This is a genomic window from Enterobacter sp. CCUG 70166 (assembly GCF_020224095.1).
Lineage (GTDB): Bacteria > Pseudomonadota > Gammaproteobacteria > Enterobacterales > Enterobacteriaceae > Enterobacter > Enterobacter intestinihominis.
In genome coordinates this window covers 1-24,498 of sequence record NZ_NRIQ01000061.1, presented here as the reverse complement: position 1 = coordinate 24,498, position 24,498 = coordinate 1, and the positions used below count along the sequence as shown (strand labels likewise).

Genomic DNA, 24,498 nt, shown 5'->3' with positions numbered 1-24,498 from the left:
CTATGTATCCGGTCATACAGAAGCGCCACCGGGCAATAGGCTACGGGCGATACACCTTCACGTTCGCGAAGCCCTGCTCGCGCAGGTACAGCGCCTGTAAACGGCTCATGACCCCACGTTCGCACCACAGCAGATACGTTTTGCTCTGGTCGAGATCGCCAAACTGGGTGCTCAGCTTGTAGAACGGCAGCGAAACCACCTCCACGCCTTCCACCTGCAGCGGCTTGTCATCCTGCTCATCAACAGAACGTATATCCAGAATCGTATCGTTAGCACCGAAGCCGCTGACCGTCTCCACCTCAACCACGTCCTGCTCGGTCTGCTGGGCGATCTCACGGATATCGATGTTCGACGCTTCCGCCACCACTTTTTCCAGGATGCTGAAATCGAAGTTCTCTTCTTCCGCTTCGATCTTCGCCTTCACCGCTTTAATGGTTGGACTTTTTGAGATCACGCCGCAATATTCCGGCATGGTGCGGGCAAAATCTTCAGTACCGATTTTACGCGCCAGATCGATGATGTGCTCTTTATCGTGAGAGATCAACGGACGCAGGATCAGCGTATCAGACACGTTGTCGATAAGACGCAGGTTGGTCAGCGTCTGGCTGGAGACCTGCCCCAGTGCTTCACCGGTGACCAGCGCCTGCACGCCGTAGCGCTCAGCCACTTTGGACGCCGCACGCACCATCATACGTTTCAGGACCACGCCCATCTGGCCGTCATCCACTTTCTCAAGAATTTCGCCGACCACCGGCTCAAAGTTGATCGCCACGAAACGCACGCGGTGAGAGCTGCCGAAGCGGTTCCACAGGTAATGCGCCACCTGACGTACGCCGATTTCGTGCGCCGCGCCGCCCAGATTAAAGAAGCAGTAGTGCACGCGGCAGCCGCGACGCATCAGCATATAGCTGGAAACGCCGGAGTCGAACCCGCCGGAGATCAGCGACAGCACATCTTCTTGCGTGCCGATCGGGAAGCCGCCAATACCTTCATAACGGCCCTTAACCAGCAGCAGGCGATCGTTTTCGATCTCAAGATTAACGGTAACGTCCGGATTAGTCAGGCGCACGCGCGCCGTCTCAACGTGCTGGTTCAGACCGCCGCCGACATAGCGCTCAACGTCAATGGAGCTAAACTCATGCTTACCACGGCGCTTCACGCGTACGCAGAACGTTTTCCCTTCGATCTGATCGCGGTACTGTACCAGCGCCTTTTCAAAGATATCGTGCATATCGGTGAAGGGAACGTCTTCCACTTCCAGAATATGGTGAATACCCGGGATACGGGTCAGCGCGTCGCGAATATCAAGACGTTTGTTTTCGTCTTTCGCGCGGACTTCAACGTGGTCCCAGTGACGCACCACGGCGAGCGTTTCGTCGTAGTGTTTTAATACGTTACGAATGTTCCCGGTGAGAATTTTAATAAAGCGCAAACGCACGGATTGGCTTTTGATGGTGATTTCAGGGAACAATTTAATGATAAACTTCATGGCGGCAATGTTTCTTAGGCAAGCTTATAAAGGCTTGTAGTGGAAAATGATACAGCAGCCCACACCCGTGGCTGCATCCAGGCGCGCAAGTATACCACCATCGCGCCACTCGCGTTATTTGATAATTGCCCCGAGTCCGTTACCATGTCAGGGCGAAAAATTTAAGAGTCAATTCACTATGCCGAAGAAAAACGACGCACCGGCCAGTTTCGAAACTGCGCTGAGTGAACTGGAGCAGATCGTTACCCGTCTTGAGAGCGGCGATCTCCCGCTGGAAGACGCGCTCAACGAATTTGAACGCGGCGTGCAGCTCGCGCGCCAGGGGCAGGTAAAACTCCAGCAGGCCGAGCAGCGTGTGCAGATCCTGCTTTCCGACAGCGAAGACGCTAAAACCACGCCATTCACACCGGACGCCGAGTAAATGGATTTTTCCAACGCGCTTCAGGCGCGCGTCATCCGCGCCAACGACGCGCTGCGCCGTTTCATTGAGCCGCAGCCTTTTCAGAACACTCCTCTGGTTGAAGCCATGCACTATGGCGCACTCTTGGGGGGTAAACGCCTGCGTCCGTTCCTGGTGTATGCCACGGGCAACATGTTCGGTATCAGCGATAACACGCTGGACGCCCCGGCAGCCGCCGTGGAGTGTATCCACGCCTATTCGCTGATCCACGATGATTTGCCGGCCATGGACGATGACGATCTGCGTCGCGGTCAGCCGACCTGCCACATTAAGTTCGGCGAAGCGAATGCCATTCTGGCGGGTGATGCGCTGCAAACCCTGGCGTTCTCCATTCTGAGCGATGCGCCGATGGTTGAAGTGAGCGATCGCGATCGTCTGGCAATGGTGTCCGAACTGGCAATGGCCAGCGGCGTCGCCGGGATGTGCGGCGGCCAGGCGCTGGATTTAGAGGCTGAAGGTCGTCAGGTGACTCTGGAACAGCTGGAACGCATCCACCGTCACAAAACGGGCGCCCTGATTCGGGCAGCCGTTCGTCTGGGCGCGTTGAGCGCGGGTGAACGCGGGCGTAAAGCCCTGCCGGTTCTGGACAGATACGCAGAAAGTATCGGTCTGGCATTCCAGGTTCAGGATGACATTCTGGATGTGGTGGGCGATACTGCAACATTGGGAAAACGTCAGGGTGCGGATCAGCAGCTTGGCAAAAGTACCTACCCCGCCCTGTTGGGCCTTGAGCATGCCCAACGTAAAGCCCGGGATCTGATAGACGATGCCCGCCGGTCACTGAATGAGCTGGCCGCGCAATCGCTGGATACCTCGGCACTGGAAGCGCTAGCGGACTACATAATCCAGCGTAATAAATAAACTATATATCTCGATGAGCCTTTGATGAGTTTTGATATTGCCAAATACCCGACACTGGCGTTAGTTGACTCCACTCAGGAGTTACGTCTGTTGCCGAAAGAGAGTCTGCCGAAGCTGTGTGACGAGCTGCGTCGCTACCTGCTCGACAGCGTTAGCCGCTCCAGCGGCCACTTCGCCTCCGGACTTGGCACGGTTGAGCTGACCGTGGCGTTGCATTACGTCTATAACACGCCGTTCGATCAGCTGATCTGGGATGTTGGCCACCAGGCCTATCCGCACAAAATTCTGACCGGACGTCGCGATAAGATTGGCACCATTCGCCAGAAAGGCGGCCTGCATCCGTTCCCGTGGCGCGGCGAGAGCGAGTTTGACGTGTTAAGCGTCGGCCACTCTTCCACCTCCATTTCTGCGGGCATTGGTATTGCCGTTGCCGCCGAAAAAGAGAATAAACAACGCCGTACCGTCTGCGTGATTGGCGACGGGGCGATCACCGCCGGGATGGCTTTTGAGGCCATGAACCACGCGGGCGATATCAAACCGGACATGCTGGTGATCCTCAACGATAACGAAATGTCGATCTCCGAGAACGTCGGCGCGCTGAATAACCATCTGGCGCAGCTGCTGTCCGGTAAGCTTTACTCCTCACTGCGCGAAGGCGGGAAAAAAGTCTTCTCCGGCGTACCGCCGATCAAAGAGCTGCTTAAGCGTACCGAAGAACATATCAAAGGCATGGTCGTGCCGGGTACGCTGTTTGAAGAGCTGGGCTTTAACTATATTGGCCCGGTGGACGGCCACGATGTGTTAGGTCTGGTGACGACGCTTAAAAACATGCGCGACCTGAAAGGCCCGCAGTTCCTGCATATCATGACTAAAAAAGGGCGTGGTTACGAACCGGCGGAAAAAGATCCGATCACCTTCCACGCGGTGCCCAAGTTCGACCATACCAGCGGTTGTCTGCCGAAAAGCAGCGGCGGAATGCCGAGCTACTCAAAAATCTTTGGCGACTGGCTGTGCGAAACGGCGGCGAAAGACAACACGCTGATGGCGGTGACGCCTGCCATGCGTGAAGGCTCCGGCATGGTCGAGTTCTCCAAAAAATACCCGGACCAGTATTTCGACGTCGCCATTGCCGAGCAGCACGCGGTGACCTTCGCAGCGGGCCTGGCGATTGGCGGCTACAAGCCGGTGGTAGCGATTTACTCTACCTTCCTGCAACGCGCCTACGATCAGGTGATCCATGACGTTGCCATCCAGAAGCTGCCGGTGCTGTTTGCTATTGACCGTGCGGGCATCGTGGGGGCTGACGGCCAGACGCACCAGGGCGCATTTGACCTCTCCTTCCTGCGCTGCATCCCGGACATGGTGATCATGACGCCAAGCGACGAAAACGAGTGTCGTCAGATGCTGTATACCGGTTACCACTATCAGGACGGTCCCTGTGCGGTACGTTATCCACGCGGCAATGCCCTTGGCGTTGAATTACGGCCACTGGAAAAACTGGATATCGGTAAAGGTCTGGTGAAACGTCGCGGTGAAAAAGTGGCGATCCTGAACTTTGGTACGCTGATGCCGGAAGCGGCAAAAGTCGCTGAAACCCTGAATGCGACGCTCGTCGATATGCGATTTGTGAAGCCGCTCGATGAATCTCTGATTCTGAGCATGGCGGAAAGCCATGAGGTGCTGGTCACGCTGGAAGAGAACGCCATCATGGGTGGCGCGGGTAGCGGCGTGAACGAAGTGCTGATGGCGAACCGTAAAGTCGTTCCGGTGCTTAATCTCGGCCTGCCGGACCACTTCATCCCGCAAGGCACTCAGGACGAGGCGCGCGCCGACATTGGCCTGGACGCCGTCGGTATCGAAGCTAAAATCCGCACCTGGCTGGCCTGATCCCTCCCCTTTTCTGCTCCTGCTATGCTTAAACGTATTGTTTAAACAGCAGGAGCGGAACCATGCAATACACGACATTAGGAAAAACAGACCTCAAGGTGTCCCGGCTTTGCCTGGGCTGCATGACGTTTGGCGAGCCTGACCGGGGAAATCACGCCTGGACGCTGCCGGAAGAGAGCAGCCGCCCTATCATTAAGCGCGCCATTGACGGCGGCATCAACTTCTTCGATACCGCCAACAGCTACTCCGACGGCAGCAGCGAAGAGATTGTGGGCCGCGCCCTGCGAGATTTTGCCCGTCGGGATGAGATTGTGGTCGCCACCAAGGTGTATTACCCGTCAGGCGATCTGGCGGAAGGCCTTTCTCGCGCACAGATCCTGCGCTCCATTGATGACAGCCTCAGACGCCTGAACATGGATTACGTCGACCTGCTGCAAATTCACCGCTGGGATTACAACACGCCGATCGAAGAGACGCTTGAAGCGTTGAACGACGTCGTGAAAGTCGGTAAAGCGCGCTACATCGGCGCATCGTCCATGCATGCCTCACAGTTTGCTCAGGCGCTCGATCTCCAGGCGCAGCATGGCTGGGCGCGCTTTGTCACTATGCAGGATCACTACAACCTGATCTACCGGGAAGAAGAACGCGAGATGCTGCCGCTCTGCTACCAGGAAGGCGTGGCGGTGATCCCGTGGAGCCCGCTGGCGCGCGGAAGGTTAACCCGTCCGTGGGGTGAAACTACCGCCCGGCTGGTATCGGATGAAGTAGGTAAAAATCTGTATGACGATACAGAAGCCAGCGATGCGTTAATTGCCGAACGATTAGCCGGGATCGCCGACGATATCGGTGCAACGCGCGCACAGGTAGCGCTGGCGTGGCTGCTGAGCAAGCGCGGTGTCGCCGCGCCGATTGTGGGCACATCGCGGGAAGAACAGCTGGACGAGTTGTTGAGTGCGGTGGACTTATCGTTGACGCCGGAGCAGATTGCCGAGCTGGAGACGCCGTATCAGCAACATCCGGTGGTAGGGTTTAAATAAACAATTCAGAGAACAAAATCCGTAGGCCGGGTAAGCGCAGCGCCACCCGGCAATACAGAGCGCACAAAATTACGCGAAGTGATCGTACCCTTTCCAGTCAAGCGTAACCGGGGCACCGTCGCGGACAAACAGCAGCCCTTCACTTTCCGGCATCACCTGCCCGATGCAGGTAAATTTCGCCCCCAGATGCGCTAACGCCACATCCAGCGTCCCGCGATTCAGCTCGGGAACGGTAAAGCACAGCTCATAATCTTCCCCACCGGATAGTGCCCAGCGCAGCGCCTGTTCAGGATCGGCATGGCGACGCAACGGATCTGACAGTGGGAACAGATCCAGATCGATCCGTGCGCCCACGCCACTGGCCTTCAGGATATGGCCGAGATCGGAGATCAGCCCGTCAGAGAGATCGATAGCAGAACTGGCCCGCTCGCGCAGCGCCTGACCGTGCAAAATACGCGGTGTGGGCCGCAGGTGGCGCTTCACCAGGTACGCCGCATCGTCAGCATCTTCAACTGCTAAACGGTTCTGAAGGATCGCCAGCCCGGCCGCGCTATCCCCCGGCGTACCGGTCACGTAGATCCAGTCGCCCGGTTTTGCGCCCGAACGCTTCAGCGCGCGCCCCGCTGGCACATAGCCGTGGATTGCCAGGGTCATCGACAGCGGCCCGGCGGTGGTATCACCGCCAATCAGCTGCATATCGTAATAATTCAGCTGTTCAAACAGGGCATCGCTGAAGGCTTCAAGCCAGGCTTCATCCACCTCCGGCAGGGTCAGAGCCAGCGTCAGCCAGGCCGGGTCGGCGCCCATTGCCGCCAAATCGCTAACGTTGACCGCCAGAGCCTTATACGCCAGGTCGGCAGGATCGATATCGGGCAGGAAGTGACGCCCACATACTAAGGTGTCGGTGCTGATTGCCAGCGTCTGTTTTTCGGGAATATTGAGAAGTGCGCAGTCATCGCCAATGCCGGTTTCAACATCAAGACGAGAGGTTCTGACACGGTCGAAATAACGGGCAATCAGGGAGAATTCGCCGCATGCCATACGTTATGCCTCAGCAAATAAAAGAAAAAACCGGAGCCGCACTGCCAAAAAGGCAATGCAAGACTCCGGTTTGCGGATCACTTTTTGTGGGGACGGATCGCAGGTGCGGCTTTATCCAGCACGCCGTTTACAAACTTGTGGCTGTCTTCAGCGCCGAAGGTTTTTGCCAGTTCGATCGCTTCGTTGATGGCCACTTTGTACGGCACATCATCACGTTTAGACAGCTCAAACAGCGCGATACGCAACACTGCTTTTTCGACCTGGCCCAGCTCTTCGAGCAGACGGGACAGGTATGGCTTCATCAGACCATCGAGATACGCGCTATTAGTCGCCACTCCCGACAGCAGTTCACGGAAGTACAGAACGTCAACGTCTTTCACGTCCTGTTCTGACAGGAACTGGTATTCAACATCAGCGATGTCGTTCTGGGACAACTGCCAGGAGTAAAGTGCCTGGACGGCACATTCACGGGCGCGGCGACGAGCAGCAGGTTTCACGGAATTCCCCTTACAAAAAAATCAGGCCTTGATGGCTTTCAATACATTGATCATTTCAAGCGCGGTCAGTGCAGCTTCTGCACCTTTGTTACCGGCTTTGGTGCCAGCACGTTCGATGGCTTGTTCAATACTTTCGGTAGTCAGTACGCCGAACGCGACAGGAATTTCAGCATCCTGTGCAACGTGCGCCAGACCATTGCTTGCACCGCCCGCAACGTATTCGAAGTGCGCAGTGCCGCCACGAATAACAGTACCCAGTGCAATCACCGCGTCGTATTTACCGGTTTTCGCCAGCGCGCCCGCTGCCAGTGGCAGTTCGTAAGCACCTGGAACCCAAACGACGGTAATGTTGTCATCTTTAACCTGGCCGATACGTTTCAGGGCGTCAACCGCACCTTCCAGCAGGCTGTCGTTGATGAAGTTGTTGAAACGCGCAATGGTGATGGCGACGCGAGCGTCCGGGGTAGCTACAGCAGCTTCAATAATGTTCATACTCTTCCTTTACGGGTTCATTTGGCCCCGCAGGGGGGCGGATTTTATCATAATACTTTGCGCACTGCTTCCCTATTTCAGGAGCAATTACGCTGTCGTTAAATGGAGGCAGACATCCGGGCCTACCGGACGAATCTCGCTGAATGAGAGTTGCGGCGCATCGGCCAGTTTTTCAAGGCCGGGCAGCACAAACAGGCCGCGCGCGTCATTACCTAACAGTTTAGGCGCAACGTAGACCAGAAGCTCATCCACCAGCCCCGCCTGAAGCAGTGCGCCGGCGAGCGTCGGACCGGCTTCAACCCAGATGCTGTTGACCTGCTGTTTACCCAGCAGCATCATCAGCACCACCAGATCGAGATGCCCGTTGTGCTCCGGCACCATAATGCTGCGCACGCCTTCCGGCCACTCGCGCGTATCTTCTTTTTTGGTGCGGGCAATCCAGGTTTCACCCGGCTGCTGCACGATGCGGTGCTCCGGCGTCAGGCGGTTCTGGCTATCAACAATAATGCGCAGCGGCTGACGCAGGTTCTCCTGCGGATAGAGCGCCTGCGTATCGGCATTCAGCTCATCCCAGCGCACGGTCATGGCCGGATCGTCAGCCAGTACCGTTTCACTGCTGGTGAGAATAGCATGGCTTTGCGCGCGCAGACGTTGCACATCGCGCCTTGCCTGCGGCGAGGTGATCCACTGGCTCTCGCCGTTCGCCATCGCCGTGCGGCCATCCAGTGACGCGCCAAGCTTAAGCTGGATAAACGGGAAGCCGGTGCGCATACGCTTCAGGAAGCCTTTGTTGATGTTTTCGGCATCCTGCATCATCAGGCCGTGGCTGACGTCGATCCCTTCCTGTTGCAGACGATACAGCCCGCGGCCCGCCACCTGCGGATTAGGATCCTGCATGGCGGCGACAACGCGCGAGACTCCCGCCGCAATCAGTGCTTCGCAGCACGGAGGCGTGCGCCCGTGATGACTGCATGGCTCCAGCGTCACGTAAGCCGTCGCGCCACGCGCCCTCTCCCCCGCCATGCGCAGGGCATGCACTTCAGCGTGCGGCTCGCCTGCGCGGTAGTGAAAACCTTCACCCACGATCTCGCCATCTTTAACAATGACGCACCCGACATTAGGGTTAGGGTGAGTGGTAAACCGACCGCGCTGCGCCAGCTTCATGGCTCTCGCCATGTACATCTCGTCCTGCATAGGCTTAATCCTGTAAGCGGGCGATCTCTTCGCCAAACTCTTTAATGTCTTCGAAGCTGCGGTAAACGGAGGCGAAGCGGATATAGGCGACTTTATCGAGCTTTTTTAGCTGTTCCATCACCAGGTTACCGATCATTTTGCTCGGCACTTCGCGCTCACCTAGCCCCCGCAGATAAGATTTAATATGATTTAACGCCATTTCGACGTCATCGGAGCTGACGGGCCGTTTTTCCAGCGCCTTGAGCATCCCGCTACGCAGTTTTTCTTCATTGAACGGTTCGCGCACATCGTTACTTTTTACCACGCGCGGCATTACCAGCTCTGCCACCTCGAAGGTGGTAAAACGCTCGTTGCACACCAGACACTGCCGACGACGACGCACGGAAGACCCTTCGCCTACAAGACGTGAGTCGATGACTTTGGTATCCACAGCGGAGCAAAATGGGCAATGCATACGATGTCCCTGTTATCTGGTTAACTGATTTCTATTTTACCCTGAACTGGCCCGACAACAAAGGAAGAGCTTTTTGAGACAAAGGATCTATGCCTGACGCCACTATCCTGTCTACCATTGCAGCAATGTGTGATTTCAAGGAATTAAACGCAATGACAAGACGTTACCTGAAAATAGTGCTGGTTGGGAGCCTGTTCACGCTCAGCGCCTGCGCACAGCAAAGTGAAGTTCGCGAGATGAAACAAAGCGTGAATACGCTCAATGTGGCGATGGACAAACTTAATAAAGAAACCGTGAAGATCACCCAGCAGAACGCGCTGAATGCCAAATCCAGCAATGGCGTTTATTTATTGCCGGGTGCAAACACGCCCGCGCGTCTGAACAGCCAGATTGGCACGCTAAAGATGTCTCTGGTGAATGTTGCAGCGAATGCCGATGGTACGCGCGCAACATTACGCATTCAGGGTGAATCCAACGATCCGCTTCCCGCCTTCAGCGGCACCGTAGAGTGGGGCCAGATTCAGGGCACCACGGAGAGCTATCAGGAAGTGAACGTGAAGAATCAGCTCTTCACCGCCCCCGCCAGCACGCTGGCACCGAGCGATGTTGATATCCCGCTCCAGCTGAGCGGACTGACGCCAGAACAGTTGGGCTTTATCCGCATTCACGACATTCAACCTGCCGCGCAATAACCCGCCCTTCTAGCGGAGTGAAATGTCACTCCGCTAACATTTACATTTCGTATGGATTGGCAACATAAATGATTGCCGCTACAATCCCGGCCGTTTAAAGTACGCAAACGTGAACGCAATCGATTACGTATGTGAGAGATATGTGAAACAACACATATTTTTGTGAGCAAGGATTCCTATAATAGGCTCCGCAGAAACACGAAATATTTAGAAACGCAATTCGCGCATTTTTCACTCCCGGAAGGGAATTTCAATCAGTGGCATGATTATGAAAAAAACATTACTCGCAGCTGGCGCCGTGCTGGCACTGTCCTCCTCTTTCACTGTTAACGCAGCGGAAAACGACAAACCACAATATCTCTCCGACTGGTGGCACCAGAGCGTTAACGTGGTAGGCAGCTACCACACCCGTTTCGGGCCGCAGATCCGCAACGATACCTACCTGGAATACGAAGCGTTTGCCAAGAAAGACTGGTTTGATTTCTACGGCTACGTCGATCTGCCGGTATTCTTCGGCGGTAACTCCGATGCGAAAGGTATCTGGAACAATGGCTCCCCGCTGTTCATGGAAATCGAACCGCGTTTCTCTATCGACAAACTGACCGGCACCAGCCTGGCGTTTGGTCCGTTCAAAGAGTGGTACTTCGCGAACAACTACATCTATGACATGGGTCGCAACGATTCTCAGGAACAGAGCACCTGGTATATGGGTCTGGGCACTGACATCGAAACCGGCCTGCCAATGAGCCTGTCACTGAACGTGTATGCGAAATACCAGTGGCAGAACTATGGCGCATCAAATGAGAACGAGTGGGATGGCTACCGTTTCAAAGTGAAATACTTTGTGCCAATCACTCAGCTGTGGGGCGGTAACCTGAGCTATATCGGCTTCACCAACTTTGACTGGGGTTCAGACCTGGGCGACGATAACTTCTATGACAACAACGGGAAGCATGCTCGTACCAGTAACTCCATCGCCTCCAGCCACATTCTGGCGCTGAACTACGATCACTGGCACTACTCTGTTGTTGCGCGTTACTGGCACAACGGTGGCCAGTGGAACGACGACGCCAGCCTGAACTTCGGCAACGGCGACTTCAGCGTTCGCTCTACCGGTTGGGGTGGTTACCTGGTCGTGGGTTACAACTTCTAACCTGTGCGGACTTCGCCCGGTGGCGCTGCGCTTGCCGGGCCTACGATCCGAATGTAGGCCGGGTAAGGCGTAGCCGCCACCCGGCTTTTTACTGCTTCACCTTCCGCAAAAAATCTGCCAGAGCTCTGTCCGCACTTTCGCTAAAGCGTCTCTCCGTCTGCACAATATTGAGGCACCTGTCGAGCCGGAAGCAGCGGTATGCATACTGTCAGGAGTAGACAAAAAAAATCCCGGCCAGCAGGCCGGGATTTCGATACCGCATAAGACTCTTACGGCAGAATGGACGGCTGATCCGCCCCTTCTTTCTCGACTTTCTGCTGGATCAGATGCTCGCGCTTCATGCCCAGCTTCAGCGCCAGCGCGGACGCGACGTAGATAGACGAGGCCGTACCGATAGACACACCGATCAGCATGGTCAGCGAGAAGCCTTCCAGCACCGGGCCACCGAACAGGAACAGCATCAGGATCACCATCAGGGTGGTGCCGGAGGTGATCAACGTACGGTGCAGCGTCTGGGTCAACGACACGTTAAAGATTTCGTACGGCGTGCCGCGACGGATCTTACGGAAGTTTTCACGAATACGGTCAGATACCACGATACTGTCGTTCAGTGAGTAACCGATAACGGACATCAGGGATGCCACAATCGTCAGGTCAATCTCAATGTGGAAGAGAGACAGTATGCCCATGGTGATCACCACGTCGTGCGCCAGAGCGATAACCACGCCTGCCGCCAGTCGCCACTCAAAGCGGAAACCGACGTAAATCAGAATCGAGATCAGCGCCACCAGCAGCGCCATCGCACCGGTCTGCGCCAGGTCAGCACCAACGCTCGGGCCGACAAACTCAATACGCTTAACCGTTGCATCCTGGCTGGTCGTTTCGTTAATAACCTGAACGACCTTGCTGCCCAGCTCCTGGCTGCCGTTGGCATCGTGTACCGGCGGCATACGCACCATGATGTCGCGGCTGCTGCCGAAGTTCTGTAGCAGCGGCTCTTCAAAGCCCGCTTTTTGCAGAGACTCACGCATCTGGTCCATATCGACCGGTTTTTCCAGGGTAATTTCAATCACCGTACCACCGGTGAAATCCAGACCCCAGTTAAAGCCTTTCACGCCCATAATGACGATGGACAAGATCAGCAGAAAACCTGAAATGCCGAAGGCCCAGTAGTCCCAGCGCATAAAGTCCCAGACTTTACGGCCGTGGTTCAATTGTTCAACAGTATATTCCTGTGCCACAACGCACTCCTCAGATAGACAGCTTTTTGACGCGCTTGCCGCCGTACAGCAGGTTCACGATGGCACGGGTGCCGACAATAGCGGTAAACATCGACGTTGCGACACCGATACCGGTAGTAATCGCAAAGCCTTTGATCGCGCCAGTACCCACTGCATACAGGATAAGAACCTTAATCAGTGTTGTTACGTTCGCATCGAAGATGGAGCTGAACGCCCCTTTGTAGCCTTCTTCGATCGCCTGCTGTACAGAACGACCGTTGCTCAGCTCTTCTTTGATACGTTCGTTTATCAGTACGTTGGCGTCGACCGCCACCGCAAGGGTTAGAACGATACCCGCGATACCCGGCATGGTTAGCGTCGCCCCCGGCAGCAGGGACATGATACCGATGATCAGCACCAGGTTGGCAATCAGCGCGGAGGTCGCAATCAGGCCGAACTTCTTATAGAAGAAGATCATGAAGATGATGGACACCGCCAGACCGGCCAGACACGCTTCCAGACCCTGTTTGATGTTCTGCATACCCAGGGTTGGACCGATGGTACGTTCTTCAACAATCTGAATTGGCGCAATCAGCGCACCGGCACGCAGCAGCAGAGAGAGCTGACGCGCTTCGTTCGGGTTGCTGATACCGGTAATACGGAAGCTGTTACCCAGACGAGACTGGATGTTGGCGATGTTAATCACCTCTTCCTCTTTCACCAGCACGGCACGGCCATTGGCGTCTTTCTTACCGCTGTCTTTGTACTCCACGAACAGGGTCGCCATCGGCTTGCCGATGTTGTCCTTGGTGAAGTTAGACATGATGTTGCCACCTGCGCTGTCCAGCGAGATGTTAACCTGCGGCTGGTTGTACTCATCCTGGCTTGAAGTGGAGTCGGTGATGTGGTCACCGGTCAGGATCACGCGTTTGTACAACACAACCGGCTGGCCTTCGCGGGTCTGTTTCACTTCGGAATCGCCCGGCACACGGCCTGAAGCCGCAGCAGCCTGGTCGACGTTGGCGTTAACCAGACGGAACTCCAGGGTCGCCGTCGCGCCCAGAATCTCTTTCGCACGGGCGGTATCCTGGATACCTGGCAGTTCGACCACGATACGGTCAGCACCCTGACGCTGTACCAGCGGCTCAGCCACGCCCAGCTGGTTTACACGGTTACGCAGAATGTTAATGTTCTGCTGAACGGCATATTCACGTGCTTCACTCAGACGCGCGTCGGTCATTACCGCACGCAGCTGGTTGCTGCCCTGAGAAGTGATCACCAGATCGCGGTGACGCTGAGACAGATAGGTCACAGCCTGATCGCGTGCCGCGCTGTCGCGGAACGTGATGCTCATGCCGTAGTTATCTTCTTTACGTACGGTGGTGTACGGAATGCCTTTATCGCGCAGATCGCTGCGCAGGCTGTCGATATTCTGTTCCTGTAGCTTGCCGAGCGCGGTATCCATATCCACTTCCATCAGGAAGTGAACGCCGCCACGCAGGTCAAGACCCAGTTTCATTGGCTCTGCGTTCAGCGCAGCCAGCCAGCGTGGGGTTGCAGGAGCAAGGTTAAGCGCCACGACATATTTATCACCCAGCACGCCCATCAGCGCTTCACGTGCGCGGAGCTGCGTGTCGGTGGTGTCGAAGCGAGCAAGAATTGCGCCCTCTTCCAGTGCCACAGACTTAGCGGTAATTTTTTCTTCTTGTAACGTTTTCTGGACCTGGATCAGCGTTTGCTCACTGGCGGCGACACCGCGCGCGCCAGTGATTTGAACGGCCGGATCCTCACCATACAGGTTGGGAAGCGCGTACAGCAGGCCGACGATAATCACGACGACCAGCATGATGTACTTCCACAAAGGATAACGGTTTAACACGGCAGTTCCCTTTGGGAAAAGTTGGGATTACAGCGCCTTCATGGTGCCTTTCGGCAGAACGGCAGCTACGAAGTCACGTTTGATAACCACTTCAGTGGTGTCGTTCAGGGCGATAGCAATGTAGCCGTTTTCCGCTACTTTGGTTACGCGACCCACCAGGCCACCATTGGTCAGGACTTCATCGCCCTTCGCGATGGAGTTCATCAGGTTTTTGTGCTCTTTAGTACGCTTCTGCTGTGGACGCAGGATCATGAAGTAGAAGATCAGACCGAACACAACCAGCATCAGAATCAGAGACATCGGGCTGCCCTGCGCTGGTGCACCCGTTGCTGCTACCGCATCAGAAATAAAAAAGCTCATTCAAATTCCCTCATTATTAAAATTAATCAACGTTCAACGGTGGAACATCCCGCCCCTGACGTTGGTAGAAATCGGTCACGAAGCTCTCTAATTTACCCTCTTCGATAGCCTTACGTAAACCAGCCATTAAGCGCTGATAATAACGAAGATTATGAATGGTATTGAGACGCGCCCCCAAAATCTCGTTGCAACGATCGAGATGATGCAGATACGCGCGAGAATAATTGCGACAGGTATAGCAATCGCACTCGGAATCGAGCGGGCTGGTGTCACTCTTATGCTTCGCGTTACGGATTTTCACCACGCCATCGGTAACGAACAGATGACCGTTACGTGCGTTTCGGGTTGGCATAACGCAGTCGAACATATCAATGCCGCGACGTACGCCTTCCACCAGATCTTCTGGTTTACCCACACCCATCAGGTATCGTGGTTTATCCGCCGGGATTTGCGGGCAGACATGCTCCAGAATACGGTGCATATCTTCCTTCGGCTCACCCACAGCCAAACCGCCGACAGCGTAGCCATCAAAGCCTATCTCTACCAGACCTTTAACCGAGATATCGCGTAAATCTTCGTAAACGCTGCCCTGGATAATGCCGAACAGCGCATTTTTGTTTTGCAGGGAGTCAAAACGGTCGCGGCTACGCTTCGCCCAACGCAGGGACATCTCCATGGAACGTTTGGCATAGTCCCAGTCCGCCGGGTATGGCGTACATTCGTCGAAGATCATCACGATATCGGAGCCGAGATCGTACTGAATCTCCATAGACTTTTCCGGATCGAGGAAGATTGGATCGCCGTTGATCGGGTTACGGAAGTGTACGCCCTGCTCGGTGATCTTACGGATATCGCCCAGGCTGAAGACCTGGAAACCGCCGGAGTCGGTGAGGATGGGGCCTTTCCACTGCATGAAGTCGTGCAGGTCGCCGTGGAGCTTCATGATCTCCTGGCCTGGACGCAGCCACAGGTGGAAGGTGTTGCCGAGAATAATCTGTGCGCCAGTGGCTTCAACTTCTTCCGGCGTCATTCCTTTTACGGTGCCGTACGTGCCCACAGGCATAAACGCGGGGGTTTCTACCACGCCGCGATCAAACACCAGGCGACCGCGACGCGCGCGGCCATCGGTGGTATCGAGTTCAAATTTCATTTTTTCTCCGACGTCAGAAAAACAGTCCAACGTTGTAACACGGTGCCGCGGACTTATTCCCCGACACGCTCATTCAAAGCCTGCGGATTGTACGTGATAAACATCGCGTCACCGTAGCTAAAAAAGCGATATTTTTGTTCTACCGCAGACTTGTAGGCGTTCATCGTATGCTGATACCCCGCAAACGCGGAGACCAGCATAATCAGCGTCGATTCAGGCAGATGGAAGTTGGTTACCAGCGCATCAATGACTTTGTACTGATAGCCCGGGTAGATAAAGATCTGCGTATCGCCAAAGAAGGGCTCAATCAGCTCTTTTTTCGCGGCCTGCGCAGCGCTCTCAAGGGAACGTACCGACGTTGTACCGACGGCCACGACGCGGCTACCGCGCGCTTTCGCCGCCAGCACCGCATCAACCACCTCCTGCGGCACTTCGGCATACTCAGAGTGCATGATGTGATCTTCGATACTGTCCACGCGCACCGGCTGGAACGTCCCCGCGCCGACGTGCAGCGTCACGAAGGCCATCTCAATGCCCTTGGCGCGCAACTTTTCCAGCAGCGGTTCATCAAAGTGCAGGCCCGCCGTTGGCGCCGCCACTGCGCCAGGCTTCTGGCTGTAGACGGTCTGATACAGCTCGCGGTCGGCTTCTTCATCCGGGCGTTCAATGTACGGCGGCAGCGGCATGTGGCCGATGGCGTTGAGGATATCAAGCACCGTGCGCTCGTCGTTAAACTCCACCTCGAACAGCGCGTCGTGACGCGCGGTCATGGTCGCTTTGATGCTCTCGTCATCACCCAGCAGCAGTTCAGCGCCCGGCTTCGGCGCTTTGGATGCGCGAATATGTGCCAGAATACGTTTATCATCGAGCATACGTTCGACCAGCACCTCAATCTTGCCGCCGCTGGCTTTACGGCCAAACAGACGCGCTGGGATCACGCGGGTATTGTTAAAGACCAGCAGATCGCCAGGGTTGAGCTTGTCGAGCAGATCGGTGAAAGTACCGTGCGTCAGCGCGCCCGTTGGCCCGTCCAGTGACAGCAAGCGACAGCTGCTACGCTCAGGCATGGGGTAGTGAGCAATCAGGGATTCAGGTAGTTCAAAGGAGAAATCGGCGACGCGCATGACGTATACTCGTGACTTAAAAACAGGCGGCATAGTCTAGTGCTCACACCCTTTTGCTGCAACAACTAGCCGCCACCGGACGAATAAAACGCATGAATTTTCTCGCTCACCTGCATCTCGCTCACCTCGCGGACAGCTCCCTCTCCGGCAATTTGCTGGCCGATTTCGTACGCGGCAACCCCGCGGAAGATTATTCCCCCGAGGTTATCGACGGGATTTTTATGCACCGCCGCATCGACGTGCTGACCGATAACCTGCCGGAAGTGACGGAAGCCAAAGCCTGGTTCCGCCCCGAAACGCGACGCGTGGCGCCGATCACGCTCGACGTCATGTGGGATCATTTCCTGTCGCGCCACTGGTCCCAGCTGTCGCCTGATATGTCGCTGCCTGAGTTTGTGCGCTACGCCCACGCGCAGGTGTCGATCATTTTGCCGGACTCCCCACCGCGCTTTGTGAATCTGAATAACTATCTGTGGTCTGAACGCTGGCTGGAGCGTTACCGCGAGATGGATTTCATTCAGAACGTGCTCAACGGCATGGCCAGCCGTCGACCGCGTCTGGACGCGCTGCGCGACTCCTGGCACGACCTGGACAAACATTATGACGCGCTGGAAACGCGCTTCTGGCAGTTCTACCCGCGCATGATGGCGCAGGCGAAAAATAAAGAACTGTGATGCCGGTTCGATTGATAGGTAAAAGCTGGTGGAACGATTGTTACCACCTCTTTGTCTTATTCCCGCGCTGCCTCTATACTGGCCCGCGTTGCGTTCCAAATAACCTTAGTATCTACAGGAGAATCATATGGTTCTGGTAACTCGTCCGGCTCCGGATTTTACAGCTGCCGCCGTTCTGGGCAACGGTGAAATCGTTGAAAACTTCAACTTCAAACAGCACACCAACGGTAAAGCGACCGTTCTGTTCTTCTGGCCAATGGACTTCACTTTCGTTTGCCCGTCTGAGCTGATCGCGTTCGACAAACGTTACGAAGAATTCCAGAAGCGTGGCGTGGAAGTGGTTGGCGTCTCCTTCGACTCTGAATTTGTACACAACGCATGGCGTAACACCCCTGTCGAAAACGGCGGCATCGGTGCGGTGAAATACGCGATGGTTGCGGACATCAAACGTGAAATCCAGCAGGCTTACGGTATCGAACATCCGGACGCTGGCGTTGCGCTGCGTGGTTCTTTCCTGATCGACGCGAACGGCATCGTTCGTCACCAGGTTGTGAACGATCTGCCGCTGGGTCGTAACATTGACGAAATGCTGCGCATGGTTGACGCGCTCCAGTTCCACGAAGAGCACGGTGAAGTGTGCCCGGCTCAGTGGGAAAAAGGTAAAGAAGGTATGGCGGCTTCCCCAGACGGCGTAGCTAAATACCTGTCTGAAAACGTATCCAGCCTGTAATCGGCACGGTTTACGAAAAAAACCCGCGACTACGCGGGTTTTTTTATGGCTTATGCTGCGCCGTCTTTTTTTACCTCGCGCCAGATGCGCCATGCCATACCCGCAAGCACCATCACCCCGACGATCAGTACGCCCCAGACCATCAGCGTTTTCATTCTGCTTTCCTGCTCAGCCGCAGACGTCGCGGTTAAACGCGCCTCGCCGCCCAGCGGGACAGGTTCCAGCGTATCCGCCATCGGCAGGGCTGCCAGAGCGTAGGTTTTACGCAGTTCGGTCGGGATCAGCATATCCGTCTCCACGCTTGCCGGTTTCGCAGCCCCGTTCCCCCACGCAAGCAGATACGGCCCCTTCCCCTGCGCGTTGAACACCAGATCATAGCGCACGCGTTGCCCGATCACGCCCGGCAGGTTCTCTGGCAAACGCGCATTGTAGGTCTTGATTTTTACCGCCTCGACCAGCCCGCCCGGGAGCGGAACAGGTTCAGACGTTTTGCCGCCGAGCTGGTAGATCACCTCTTTTTTCAGCGTATGCCACCGATCCTTGTCAGCCCCCCGCCAGGCTATTTCTGCCGGGAGAACGCCGTCACCATTCAGCATGAAGGCGATCGCACTCAGAGGCTGCGGATGCGTCCAGCGCCACACGGCTTCGCTTTCGGATAGCCGCTCCCCCTCTCCCGCCAGGCTAATGTGCTCTGATTCCGGCTGCACAGGAGCGTTAATCGCGTTGACGCCGGTTAACGTCAGGGCTGAACGCCCCGTGTTCAGCACCAGCAGCAGATAGCGATTCGCCTCAGGAGATAACACCAGATCGGTATCGATGCGGTCGAGCTTCAGGCGATCCTGTCCACTCATCACGTCCAGCAGGGGCATCTCTTCGCGCAGGGTATACCAGTTTTTCAGATCCTCGCTGTAATAGACCGATGCCGTCCCCTGCCACGAGCCCTGCGGCGTGTCCCAGAAAAGCTGGAGCTGAGAGAGCGGAACCTCCGTCGCGTTTTCCGGCAGGGTCAGCAGATAGTGCTGTCCGGCAGCCGCCGCGTGTTGCTCTTCCAGCACAATCTCCACGCCGTTTCTGGCACGTAACATAATTTTATCACCGCTACCCTCTTCCCCACCCGGCGAGGCGTTAAGCGCAAAGAGGCGCAGCGCCGTGGTGGTCGGTGCCGGCTGCGGACGCGTCGTGGTAACCAGACTGAACGGTACCGGCTCGCCCGACTGATTAAACACGCGCACGTCGCGCAGATCGGGCGATGTGCTCTGCTGATAAACCGCCAGCGGCAGCATGACCCGATACCACGGCGAAGAGGCAGAGGTATCAAGGGACAGGCCATAGGCATAATCCCGCGGGGATTCCACCGGCGCGCCCTCGCTGAATGCCGGACCGGCCACGGCCAGCATTGCCGCATAAACAACCGATTTCATCCATTTCATTTTTCTTCTCCTGCTTTAGGCGGTAGCGGCGAGAAATAGCCCACAATCAGGACCAGGATCGCCACGCCAATAAACGCGACAGCACGCGCCAGGCCGCCACCGCCCGCGCTGTCCACCAGCATCAGTTTGAGCATGACCACCCCCAGCAGCACCGCACCGGCAAGCCACTGCTGACGGGAGGCTTGACGGGTGGCGCGGATCATGACCACCAGCGCGCAGAACATCCAGAACAGGGCAAAGGTGGTCTGGATAAGCCGCGAATGCCACAGCGACTCCATATTCCAGGCCACCTCGCCGTACCACGCCAGCGCGCGCAGCAGCGCGCCGTTGAGCCACCAGAAGCCAAGCGCCATCAGCACAACGGCGGACCACGGTCGGGACTGAGCAAGCGATGCCGGATAGTGGCGATCCACTGCCCGATAAAACACCACCAGCCCCAGCAGCGCGAACGCCGCCCCTTCCTCAAGCGGGTTCACCAGCGGCAGCCAGGTCTGTCGATAGACTACCCCGTCCTGGAAATTGGTCACGACCAGCAATACCACCAGCGCCACAACCACAGGGATCACGGCAAGGCAAGCGTAGAGCGCAGGCCATACCCGGAACGGCCACCCGCGACGCCGTACGGCCGCGGAGAGCGCCATAATCACCCCACCGCCGACAGCCATCGCAATGCCGCTTCCCCAGGCCGCCATGCCCCATGGCAGGGAGCGGGCAAACCAGTAAAGCTCGGCGGCCATGGCGAGTAAAATCATCCACAACAGCGACAGATGCAGCCCCATTGCGATGCGCGGAAGAAGTTTATCTTCGTCGCGCCGCAACAGCATCAGGGCGGCAGGCAGCGCAATAGCCCAGGCCAGATTTGCCCAGCCGGCTGCCAGGATCTGCTGTTGCCAGACCTGATACAGCACCATCAGCAGCATCACCGGCCACAGCAGCCATTTGCTGGCATCCAGCTCCCGCCATGCCAGACGAGCAGTAGCCTGCCGCCATCCCCAGGCCGACGCCGCCGTCAGCGCCAGCACGCCCGCCAGAACCGATAATTCTGTCTTGAGGATCAGTTGCGACGCACCCAGTTGCGCCACTAACCAGAACAGCAGCCCACCGACCAGCAGCGCCCAACTGCCCGACAGCACGATTTTCTGCCACAGCCAGGCCGCAGCCAGCCAGCAAAGACTGAGCACTGCGAAAATAAGCAGCAGGCTCAGCGAGGTGACGCCGTTCATCTGCGCCCATATCGCGCTGCCGAGCGCCAGCACCAGCAGCGCCGTCCCGCTATAGCTCATACGCCGCTGCTGCTGTTGCACGCCCAGCCAGAGGATACCCAGCCCCTCCAGCGCCCAGACCATCGCCGTCCAGCGCGCCGAAAGCGCCAGCGGAATGGCAAGCGTGGCAAACCCGCCGCCAATCGCCAGCGCCGCCATAATCAGTGGTCGCCCAATGGAGGGGTAACGTCGCAGCGCGAGGAACGCCAGTGAGAGATAAAACGCACCATAACCCAGCGCGCTGAGCGCCGGGCCGTACGTCCAGTGAGACGTCATGCCGTACTGCATCCCAAAACCAATCAGCGGCGGGGCAAACAGCAGTACGCCGTCAATAATCTGTTTGCCTTTTTCCTGCGCCCGCAGCGACAGCGCTACGCTAAACACGCCAAAAATAAGCGTATTGGCAATCAGGAACAGCTGACAGATAACATAGTTTTCAGGCTGGTAGTCGCTCAGCCCCCACACTCCGCCAACGCCAAACGTGAAGAGCAGCCCGAGCAGGTTGAGCTCGCGCCAGTGCTGCCAGATGCTGATGACGAGAATGCCGATGGAGAGCAGAAGATAGAAAGAGAACAGCGCCACAAAGCTACCGCCCCCGGTAGACAGGAGCAGCGGCGCAAGATATCCGCCCAGGCTCGCCAGCATGGCAAGGCTCAGCGCCTTTTGCAGCACGGCCAGCCCGACGCTCGCCGCGCAAATCACCACCAGCAGCGCAAACGCCAGCGTCATCGGCAGCATCTGCCACAGCCGGAATGCGCCAAAGACGGTCAGGTAAAGCACGCCGGTCGCCCCGCCCTGGAGGATCAGCGCGTAGATCCGCTGCCTGTGCCGCAGCCGCCATCCAACGGCCAGCAGACCCATGGCAAACAGCGCCGTGGCGGCAAGACGCAGCTCAAGCGGAAACAGTGAATGTTCAACGGTATAGCGCAGCAGGAAAGAGAGGCCGAGGAAGAGCAGTACAATCCCCAGTTTTGCCAGCGGATTGCCCTGCATAAACCAGCGCGTCAGCGAGGACAGGATGCCGCCAAAGGCGGAAGGCCGTTTTGCCGCCGGGACAGGCGCAGGTTCTGCTTCAGTGACGGGCGGTTCGGGACGCCAGGGATCGACAGGTGCGTTAACGGCCTCTGGCACCGGCGCTGGTGTCTCCACTGGCGCGGCGGTCTGCACCGGCTCCGGCGCTTTCTCAGCTACACCATGCTGCTCAAGCGCCTCAATGCGCTGGCGAAGCCGGGCGATCTCCTGCCGCGCCGCCGTGCTTCGATTAAAGCCTATCACCGCAAGCACGGGGGCCACGACCAGCGCAAAAACCAGGAACAAACAGCCAAGGATGTAAAGCTCGTCCATGTTTCCACCTTCACCGTAAAAGATCCGTTAAGATTGACACAAATAGTTGCATTTGCGCCATCTAAAAGGTGAAAACCATGCTGCCTGCGCTTAGCTGCCGAACCAGACCGTAGCGGAGATCGCCGGCAGCGTGAGCACGCTCTCCTGTAACGTCGCTTTCCCCTCTTTGCTCTTCCACGTTTTACCGGCCAGCAGCGGTGAATCTTCCAGCACCACTTCACACGCCTCGCCCCGGTTGATCGCCACCAGCACACGCTGCTGGTTGTAGACGCGGACAAATACCACCACATTATCTTGGGCGTACATCACCTGACAGCCCCCGTAGCGCAGGGCCTGGCTCTGCTTGCGTAGTGTCGCCATACGCTGGTACAGGCTGAACAGATCCTGATCCTGCTTTTCAGGCTCCCATGGGAAGGTTTTGCGGCAGAACGGATCGTTGTTACCGTCCAGCCCCACTTCATCTCCGTAATAGATGCACGGCACGCCCGGCCAGGTGAAAAGCCAGGTCACCGCCAGCGGCAGACGCGCCACATCTTTACCCAGCAGCGATTTAAAGCGCGCGGTATCGTGGCTGTCGAGCTGGTTAAACATCCGAAGCTGCTGCTGATGAGACAGGCCAGCGCGATAGTTCTCCATCCACGCCATGCAGGTTTCGGCGTCAATATGCTGCGGATCGTAAGAGATATCGGTGTTAGCGAGGAAGCCCCACAGCGGGAAGGTGAAGCCGCGATAATTCATCGACGCGTCTTCTGCATCTGCCTGCAACCACTGACGCGCGTCGCCAAAGTGCTCCCCGAAGACGAATGCTTCCGACCGGGCCGCTTTTGCCGACCGGGTAATGGCGGCGACATGCTGAAGGTTATTCCGCGCCCCGCCTGCTTCACCCAGCATATGCACCACGTCCAGCCGCCAGCCGTCCATATTCCACGGCGCTTTCAGCCAGTGGCGCACGATGCTGTCTTCGCCGCCGTAGATTTCATTCACAAGCGTTGACGACTGGAAATCGAGCTTCGGCAGACTCGGGTAGCCCAGCCAGTCCAGGGCGCGGCCATTCTCGTCAAAACTGTACCAGTCACGCTGGGGGGAATCCGGATTATGGCATGCGCCGCCCATCGACTGATTGTGGCGGTCGAACCACGCATGAGAATCACCGCTGTGATTGAACACGCCATCAAGGATCAGGCGCATACCTTCTTTTTGCGTGTTGTGGCGCAGTCGCAGCAGCGCCTCGTCACCGCCAAACTGCTCGTCAACGTGGCGGTAGTCCTGCGTATCGTATTTGTGAACGCTTGGCGCTTTAAACACCGGGTTCAGGTACAGCGCCGTCACGCCGAGCTTTTTCAGGTATGGCAGTTTTTCGCTGATACCGTCGAGATCGCCGCCGTAAAAGGTCGATCCCCCCGCCTGGGCGGTCAGCGGCTCGTCCCATTTTTTCAGAATGATGTCGTGACCGACCGCATGATGGTAATAAACCTTGTCCTGATCGGCGGTGCGCTTTTCACTGCGCGCAAAGCGGTCCGGGAAAATCTGGTAAAAGACCTGATCGTTAACCCACTGCGGGCCGTTATCCGGGTGATCCACGGCAAACTGCTCCAGCCGGGCCGGAGGGAAACGGCTGAAGCCCTGCGGGGTAAACCACAGCTGGCGGTTGTTCCACAGCAGCTTGAAGCCGTAGCGGCGACGCGGCTGTCCGCTGCGCAAATCGATATTCGCCCGCCACGCCGTAATACCCGGCTGAGGCTGGCTGCGCACCTTGTGCATTTTCAGCGATGTCTCTTCGTTATCCACTTCGGCGCGCAGGGTCACACATTCAGGCTGATTTTCCCCTGCCAGCCAGAGCGTAATCACAAGGTTGTCTTTGTTTTGCTTAACAAATGGGGCAACCGGAAGGTGCCAGGCGTTTAACATCACGAATCCCCTTTGATGAAATTGACGTCACCTTGCCACAGGGTTGTTAAGGTTAGCTCACCATGACGGAATTTATTGGGGGAGGAGGACGGGGGAGGAGGCATCAGTGCGGCCTGATGCCCTCACCCTAACCCTCTCCAACGGGGCTGAGGGATCCCCA

At 56.8% G+C, this 24,498-nt stretch carries 22 protein-coding genes and 1 pseudogene; 8 read left to right on the top strand and 15 right to left on the bottom strand.

Translation table 11 applies throughout. From position 1 onward, the window contains the following. Nucleotides 1–40: 40 nt before the first annotated feature. Nucleotides 41–1,489, bottom strand: coding sequence for a tRNA uracil 4-sulfurtransferase ThiI (gene thiI / locus CKK19_RS23110; protein ID WP_022647230.1), 1,449 nt, complete (start codon nucleotides 1,487–1,489; stop codon nucleotides 41–43). A gap of 178 nt (nucleotides 1,490–1,667) precedes the next feature. On the opposite strand from thiI, the gene xseB reads away from it, so the two are divergent. The 4 genes from xseB to CKK19_RS23090 all read left to right on the top strand — a co-directional run bounded on the left by xseB (nucleotide 1,668) and on the right by CKK19_RS23090 (nucleotide 5,734). After that, nucleotides 1,668–1,910, top strand: coding sequence for an exodeoxyribonuclease VII small subunit (gene xseB / locus CKK19_RS23105; RefSeq protein ID WP_003859094.1), 243 nt, complete (start codon nucleotides 1,668–1,670; stop codon nucleotides 1,908–1,910). Then, nucleotides 1,911–2,810: a (2E,6E)-farnesyl diphosphate synthase gene (gene ispA / locus CKK19_RS23100; RefSeq protein WP_038415485.1), complete on the top strand. Its 900-nt coding sequence runs from the start codon at nucleotides 1,911–1,913 to the stop codon at nucleotides 2,808–2,810. A 24-nt stretch (nucleotides 2,811–2,834) separates the two neighbouring features. Beyond that, a complete protein-coding gene (gene dxs, locus CKK19_RS23095) occupies nucleotides 2,835–4,697 on the top strand; it encodes a 1-deoxy-D-xylulose-5-phosphate synthase (protein WP_022647228.1) in 1,863 nt (620 codons plus the stop codon). Between the two features lie 62 nt (nucleotides 4,698–4,759). Beyond that, on the top strand, nucleotides 4,760–5,734 hold the full coding sequence (locus CKK19_RS23090) for an aldo/keto reductase (RefSeq protein WP_063854374.1): 975 nt from the start codon (nucleotides 4,760–4,762) through the stop codon (nucleotides 5,732–5,734). A gap of 69 nt (nucleotides 5,735–5,803) precedes the next feature. On the opposite strand, the gene thiL is transcribed toward CKK19_RS23090, so the two are convergent. From thiL to nrdR, 5 genes are all read right to left on the bottom strand, one after another. Next, entirely contained in the window at nucleotides 5,804–6,775 is a 972-nt protein-coding gene (thiL, locus tag CKK19_RS23085) for a thiamine-phosphate kinase (RefSeq protein ID WP_225455230.1), read from the bottom strand. Nucleotides 6,776–6,852: 77 nt separating this feature from the next. After that, on the bottom strand, nucleotides 6,853–7,272 hold the full coding sequence (gene nusB, locus CKK19_RS23080) for a transcription antitermination factor NusB (protein WP_006809908.1): 420 nt from the start codon (nucleotides 7,270–7,272) through the stop codon (nucleotides 6,853–6,855). Between the two features lie 21 nt (nucleotides 7,273–7,293). Then, nucleotides 7,294–7,764, bottom strand: coding sequence for a 6,7-dimethyl-8-ribityllumazine synthase (gene ribE, locus CKK19_RS23075; protein WP_003859098.1), 471 nt, complete (start codon nucleotides 7,762–7,764; stop codon nucleotides 7,294–7,296). An 87-nt stretch (nucleotides 7,765–7,851) separates the two neighbouring features. Further along, entirely contained in the window at nucleotides 7,852–8,958 is a 1,107-nt protein-coding gene (gene ribD / locus CKK19_RS23070) for a bifunctional diaminohydroxyphosphoribosylaminopyrimidine deaminase/5-amino-6-(5-phosphoribosylamino)uracil reductase RibD (protein ID WP_063854372.1), read from the bottom strand. A 4-nt stretch (nucleotides 8,959–8,962) separates the two neighbouring features. Continuing rightward, the gene (gene nrdR, locus CKK19_RS23065; protein ID WP_003859099.1) at nucleotides 8,963–9,412 is read right to left on the bottom strand and encodes a transcriptional regulator NrdR; all 450 of its coding nucleotides are present in this window, start codon (nucleotides 9,410–9,412) and stop codon (nucleotides 8,963–8,965) included. Nucleotides 9,413–9,564: 152 nt separating this feature from the next. Between nrdR and CKK19_RS23060 the strand changes: the two genes are divergently transcribed. Continuing rightward, the gene (locus tag CKK19_RS23060) at nucleotides 9,565–10,104 is read left to right on the top strand and encodes a DUF3251 domain-containing protein (RefSeq protein WP_003859100.1); all 540 of its coding nucleotides are present in this window, start codon (nucleotides 9,565–9,567) and stop codon (nucleotides 10,102–10,104) included. Nucleotides 10,105–10,372: 268 nt separating this feature from the next. Beyond that, entirely contained in the window at nucleotides 10,373–11,257 is an 885-nt protein-coding gene (locus CKK19_RS23055; protein ID WP_032621817.1) for a nucleoside-specific channel-forming protein Tsx, read from the top strand. A gap of 88 nt (nucleotides 11,258–11,345) precedes the next feature. On the opposite strand, the pseudogene CKK19_RS23050 reads toward CKK19_RS23055, so the two are convergent. From CKK19_RS23050 to queA, 6 genes and pseudogenes are all read right to left on the bottom strand, one after another. Further along, nucleotides 11,346–11,456: pseudogene (locus CKK19_RS23050) on the bottom strand (DNA-binding transcriptional regulator); the annotation flags it as partial. 70 nt (nucleotides 11,457–11,526) lie between these two features. Continuing rightward, complete coding sequence (gene secF, locus CKK19_RS23045) at nucleotides 11,527–12,498, bottom strand: protein translocase subunit SecF (protein WP_003859105.1); 972 nt, start codon at nucleotides 12,496–12,498, stop codon at nucleotides 11,527–11,529. A gap of 10 nt (nucleotides 12,499–12,508) precedes the next feature. Then, a complete protein-coding gene (secD, locus tag CKK19_RS23040) occupies nucleotides 12,509–14,356 on the bottom strand; it encodes a protein translocase subunit SecD (protein WP_032621613.1) in 1,848 nt (615 codons plus the stop codon). A gap of 27 nt (nucleotides 14,357–14,383) precedes the next feature. Then, nucleotides 14,384–14,716, bottom strand: coding sequence for a preprotein translocase subunit YajC (gene yajC / locus CKK19_RS23035; protein WP_003859109.1), 333 nt, complete (start codon nucleotides 14,714–14,716; stop codon nucleotides 14,384–14,386). A 22-nt stretch (nucleotides 14,717–14,738) separates the two neighbouring features. Continuing rightward, nucleotides 14,739–15,866, bottom strand: coding sequence for a tRNA guanosine(34) transglycosylase Tgt (gene tgt / locus CKK19_RS23030; RefSeq protein WP_003859110.1), 1,128 nt, complete (start codon nucleotides 15,864–15,866; stop codon nucleotides 14,739–14,741). A 53-nt stretch (nucleotides 15,867–15,919) separates the two neighbouring features. Beyond that, the gene (gene queA / locus CKK19_RS23025) at nucleotides 15,920–16,990 is read right to left on the bottom strand and encodes a tRNA preQ1(34) S-adenosylmethionine ribosyltransferase-isomerase QueA (RefSeq protein WP_022647221.1); all 1,071 of its coding nucleotides are present in this window, start codon (nucleotides 16,988–16,990) and stop codon (nucleotides 15,920–15,922) included. Nucleotides 16,991–17,082: 92 nt separating this feature from the next. Here queA and acpH point away from each other — a divergent pair, with 92 nt between their 5' ends. Together acpH and CKK19_RS23015 are read left to right on the top strand one after the other, a co-directional pair. Further along, on the top strand, nucleotides 17,083–17,664 hold the full coding sequence (acpH, locus tag CKK19_RS23020; RefSeq protein ID WP_022647220.1) for an ACP phosphodiesterase: 582 nt from the start codon (nucleotides 17,083–17,085) through the stop codon (nucleotides 17,662–17,664). Nucleotides 17,665–17,791: 127 nt separating this feature from the next. Then, complete coding sequence (locus CKK19_RS23015) at nucleotides 17,792–18,394, top strand: peroxiredoxin C (RefSeq protein ID WP_003859113.1); 603 nt, start codon at nucleotides 17,792–17,794, stop codon at nucleotides 18,392–18,394. Between the two features lie 50 nt (nucleotides 18,395–18,444). Here CKK19_RS23015 and CKK19_RS23010 read toward each other — a convergent pair whose 3' ends face one another. From CKK19_RS23010 to malZ, 3 genes are all read right to left on the bottom strand, one after another. After that, nucleotides 18,445–19,824 (bottom strand): DUF3999 domain-containing protein, encoded by a 1,380-nt coding sequence (locus CKK19_RS23010; protein WP_063854371.1) that lies wholly within the window; start codon nucleotides 19,822–19,824, stop codon nucleotides 18,445–18,447. After that, entirely contained in the window at nucleotides 19,821–22,430 is a 2,610-nt protein-coding gene (locus CKK19_RS23005; RefSeq protein ID WP_063854370.1) for a DUF2339 domain-containing protein, read from the bottom strand. Before CKK19_RS23005 ends, CKK19_RS23010 begins: the two co-directional genes overlap by 4 nt. A 90-nt stretch (nucleotides 22,431–22,520) precedes the next feature. After that, the gene (malZ, locus tag CKK19_RS23000) at nucleotides 22,521–24,338 is read right to left on the bottom strand and encodes a maltodextrin glucosidase (protein WP_063854369.1); all 1,818 of its coding nucleotides are present in this window, start codon (nucleotides 24,336–24,338) and stop codon (nucleotides 22,521–22,523) included. Between the last annotated feature and the right edge of the window lie 160 nt (nucleotides 24,339–24,498).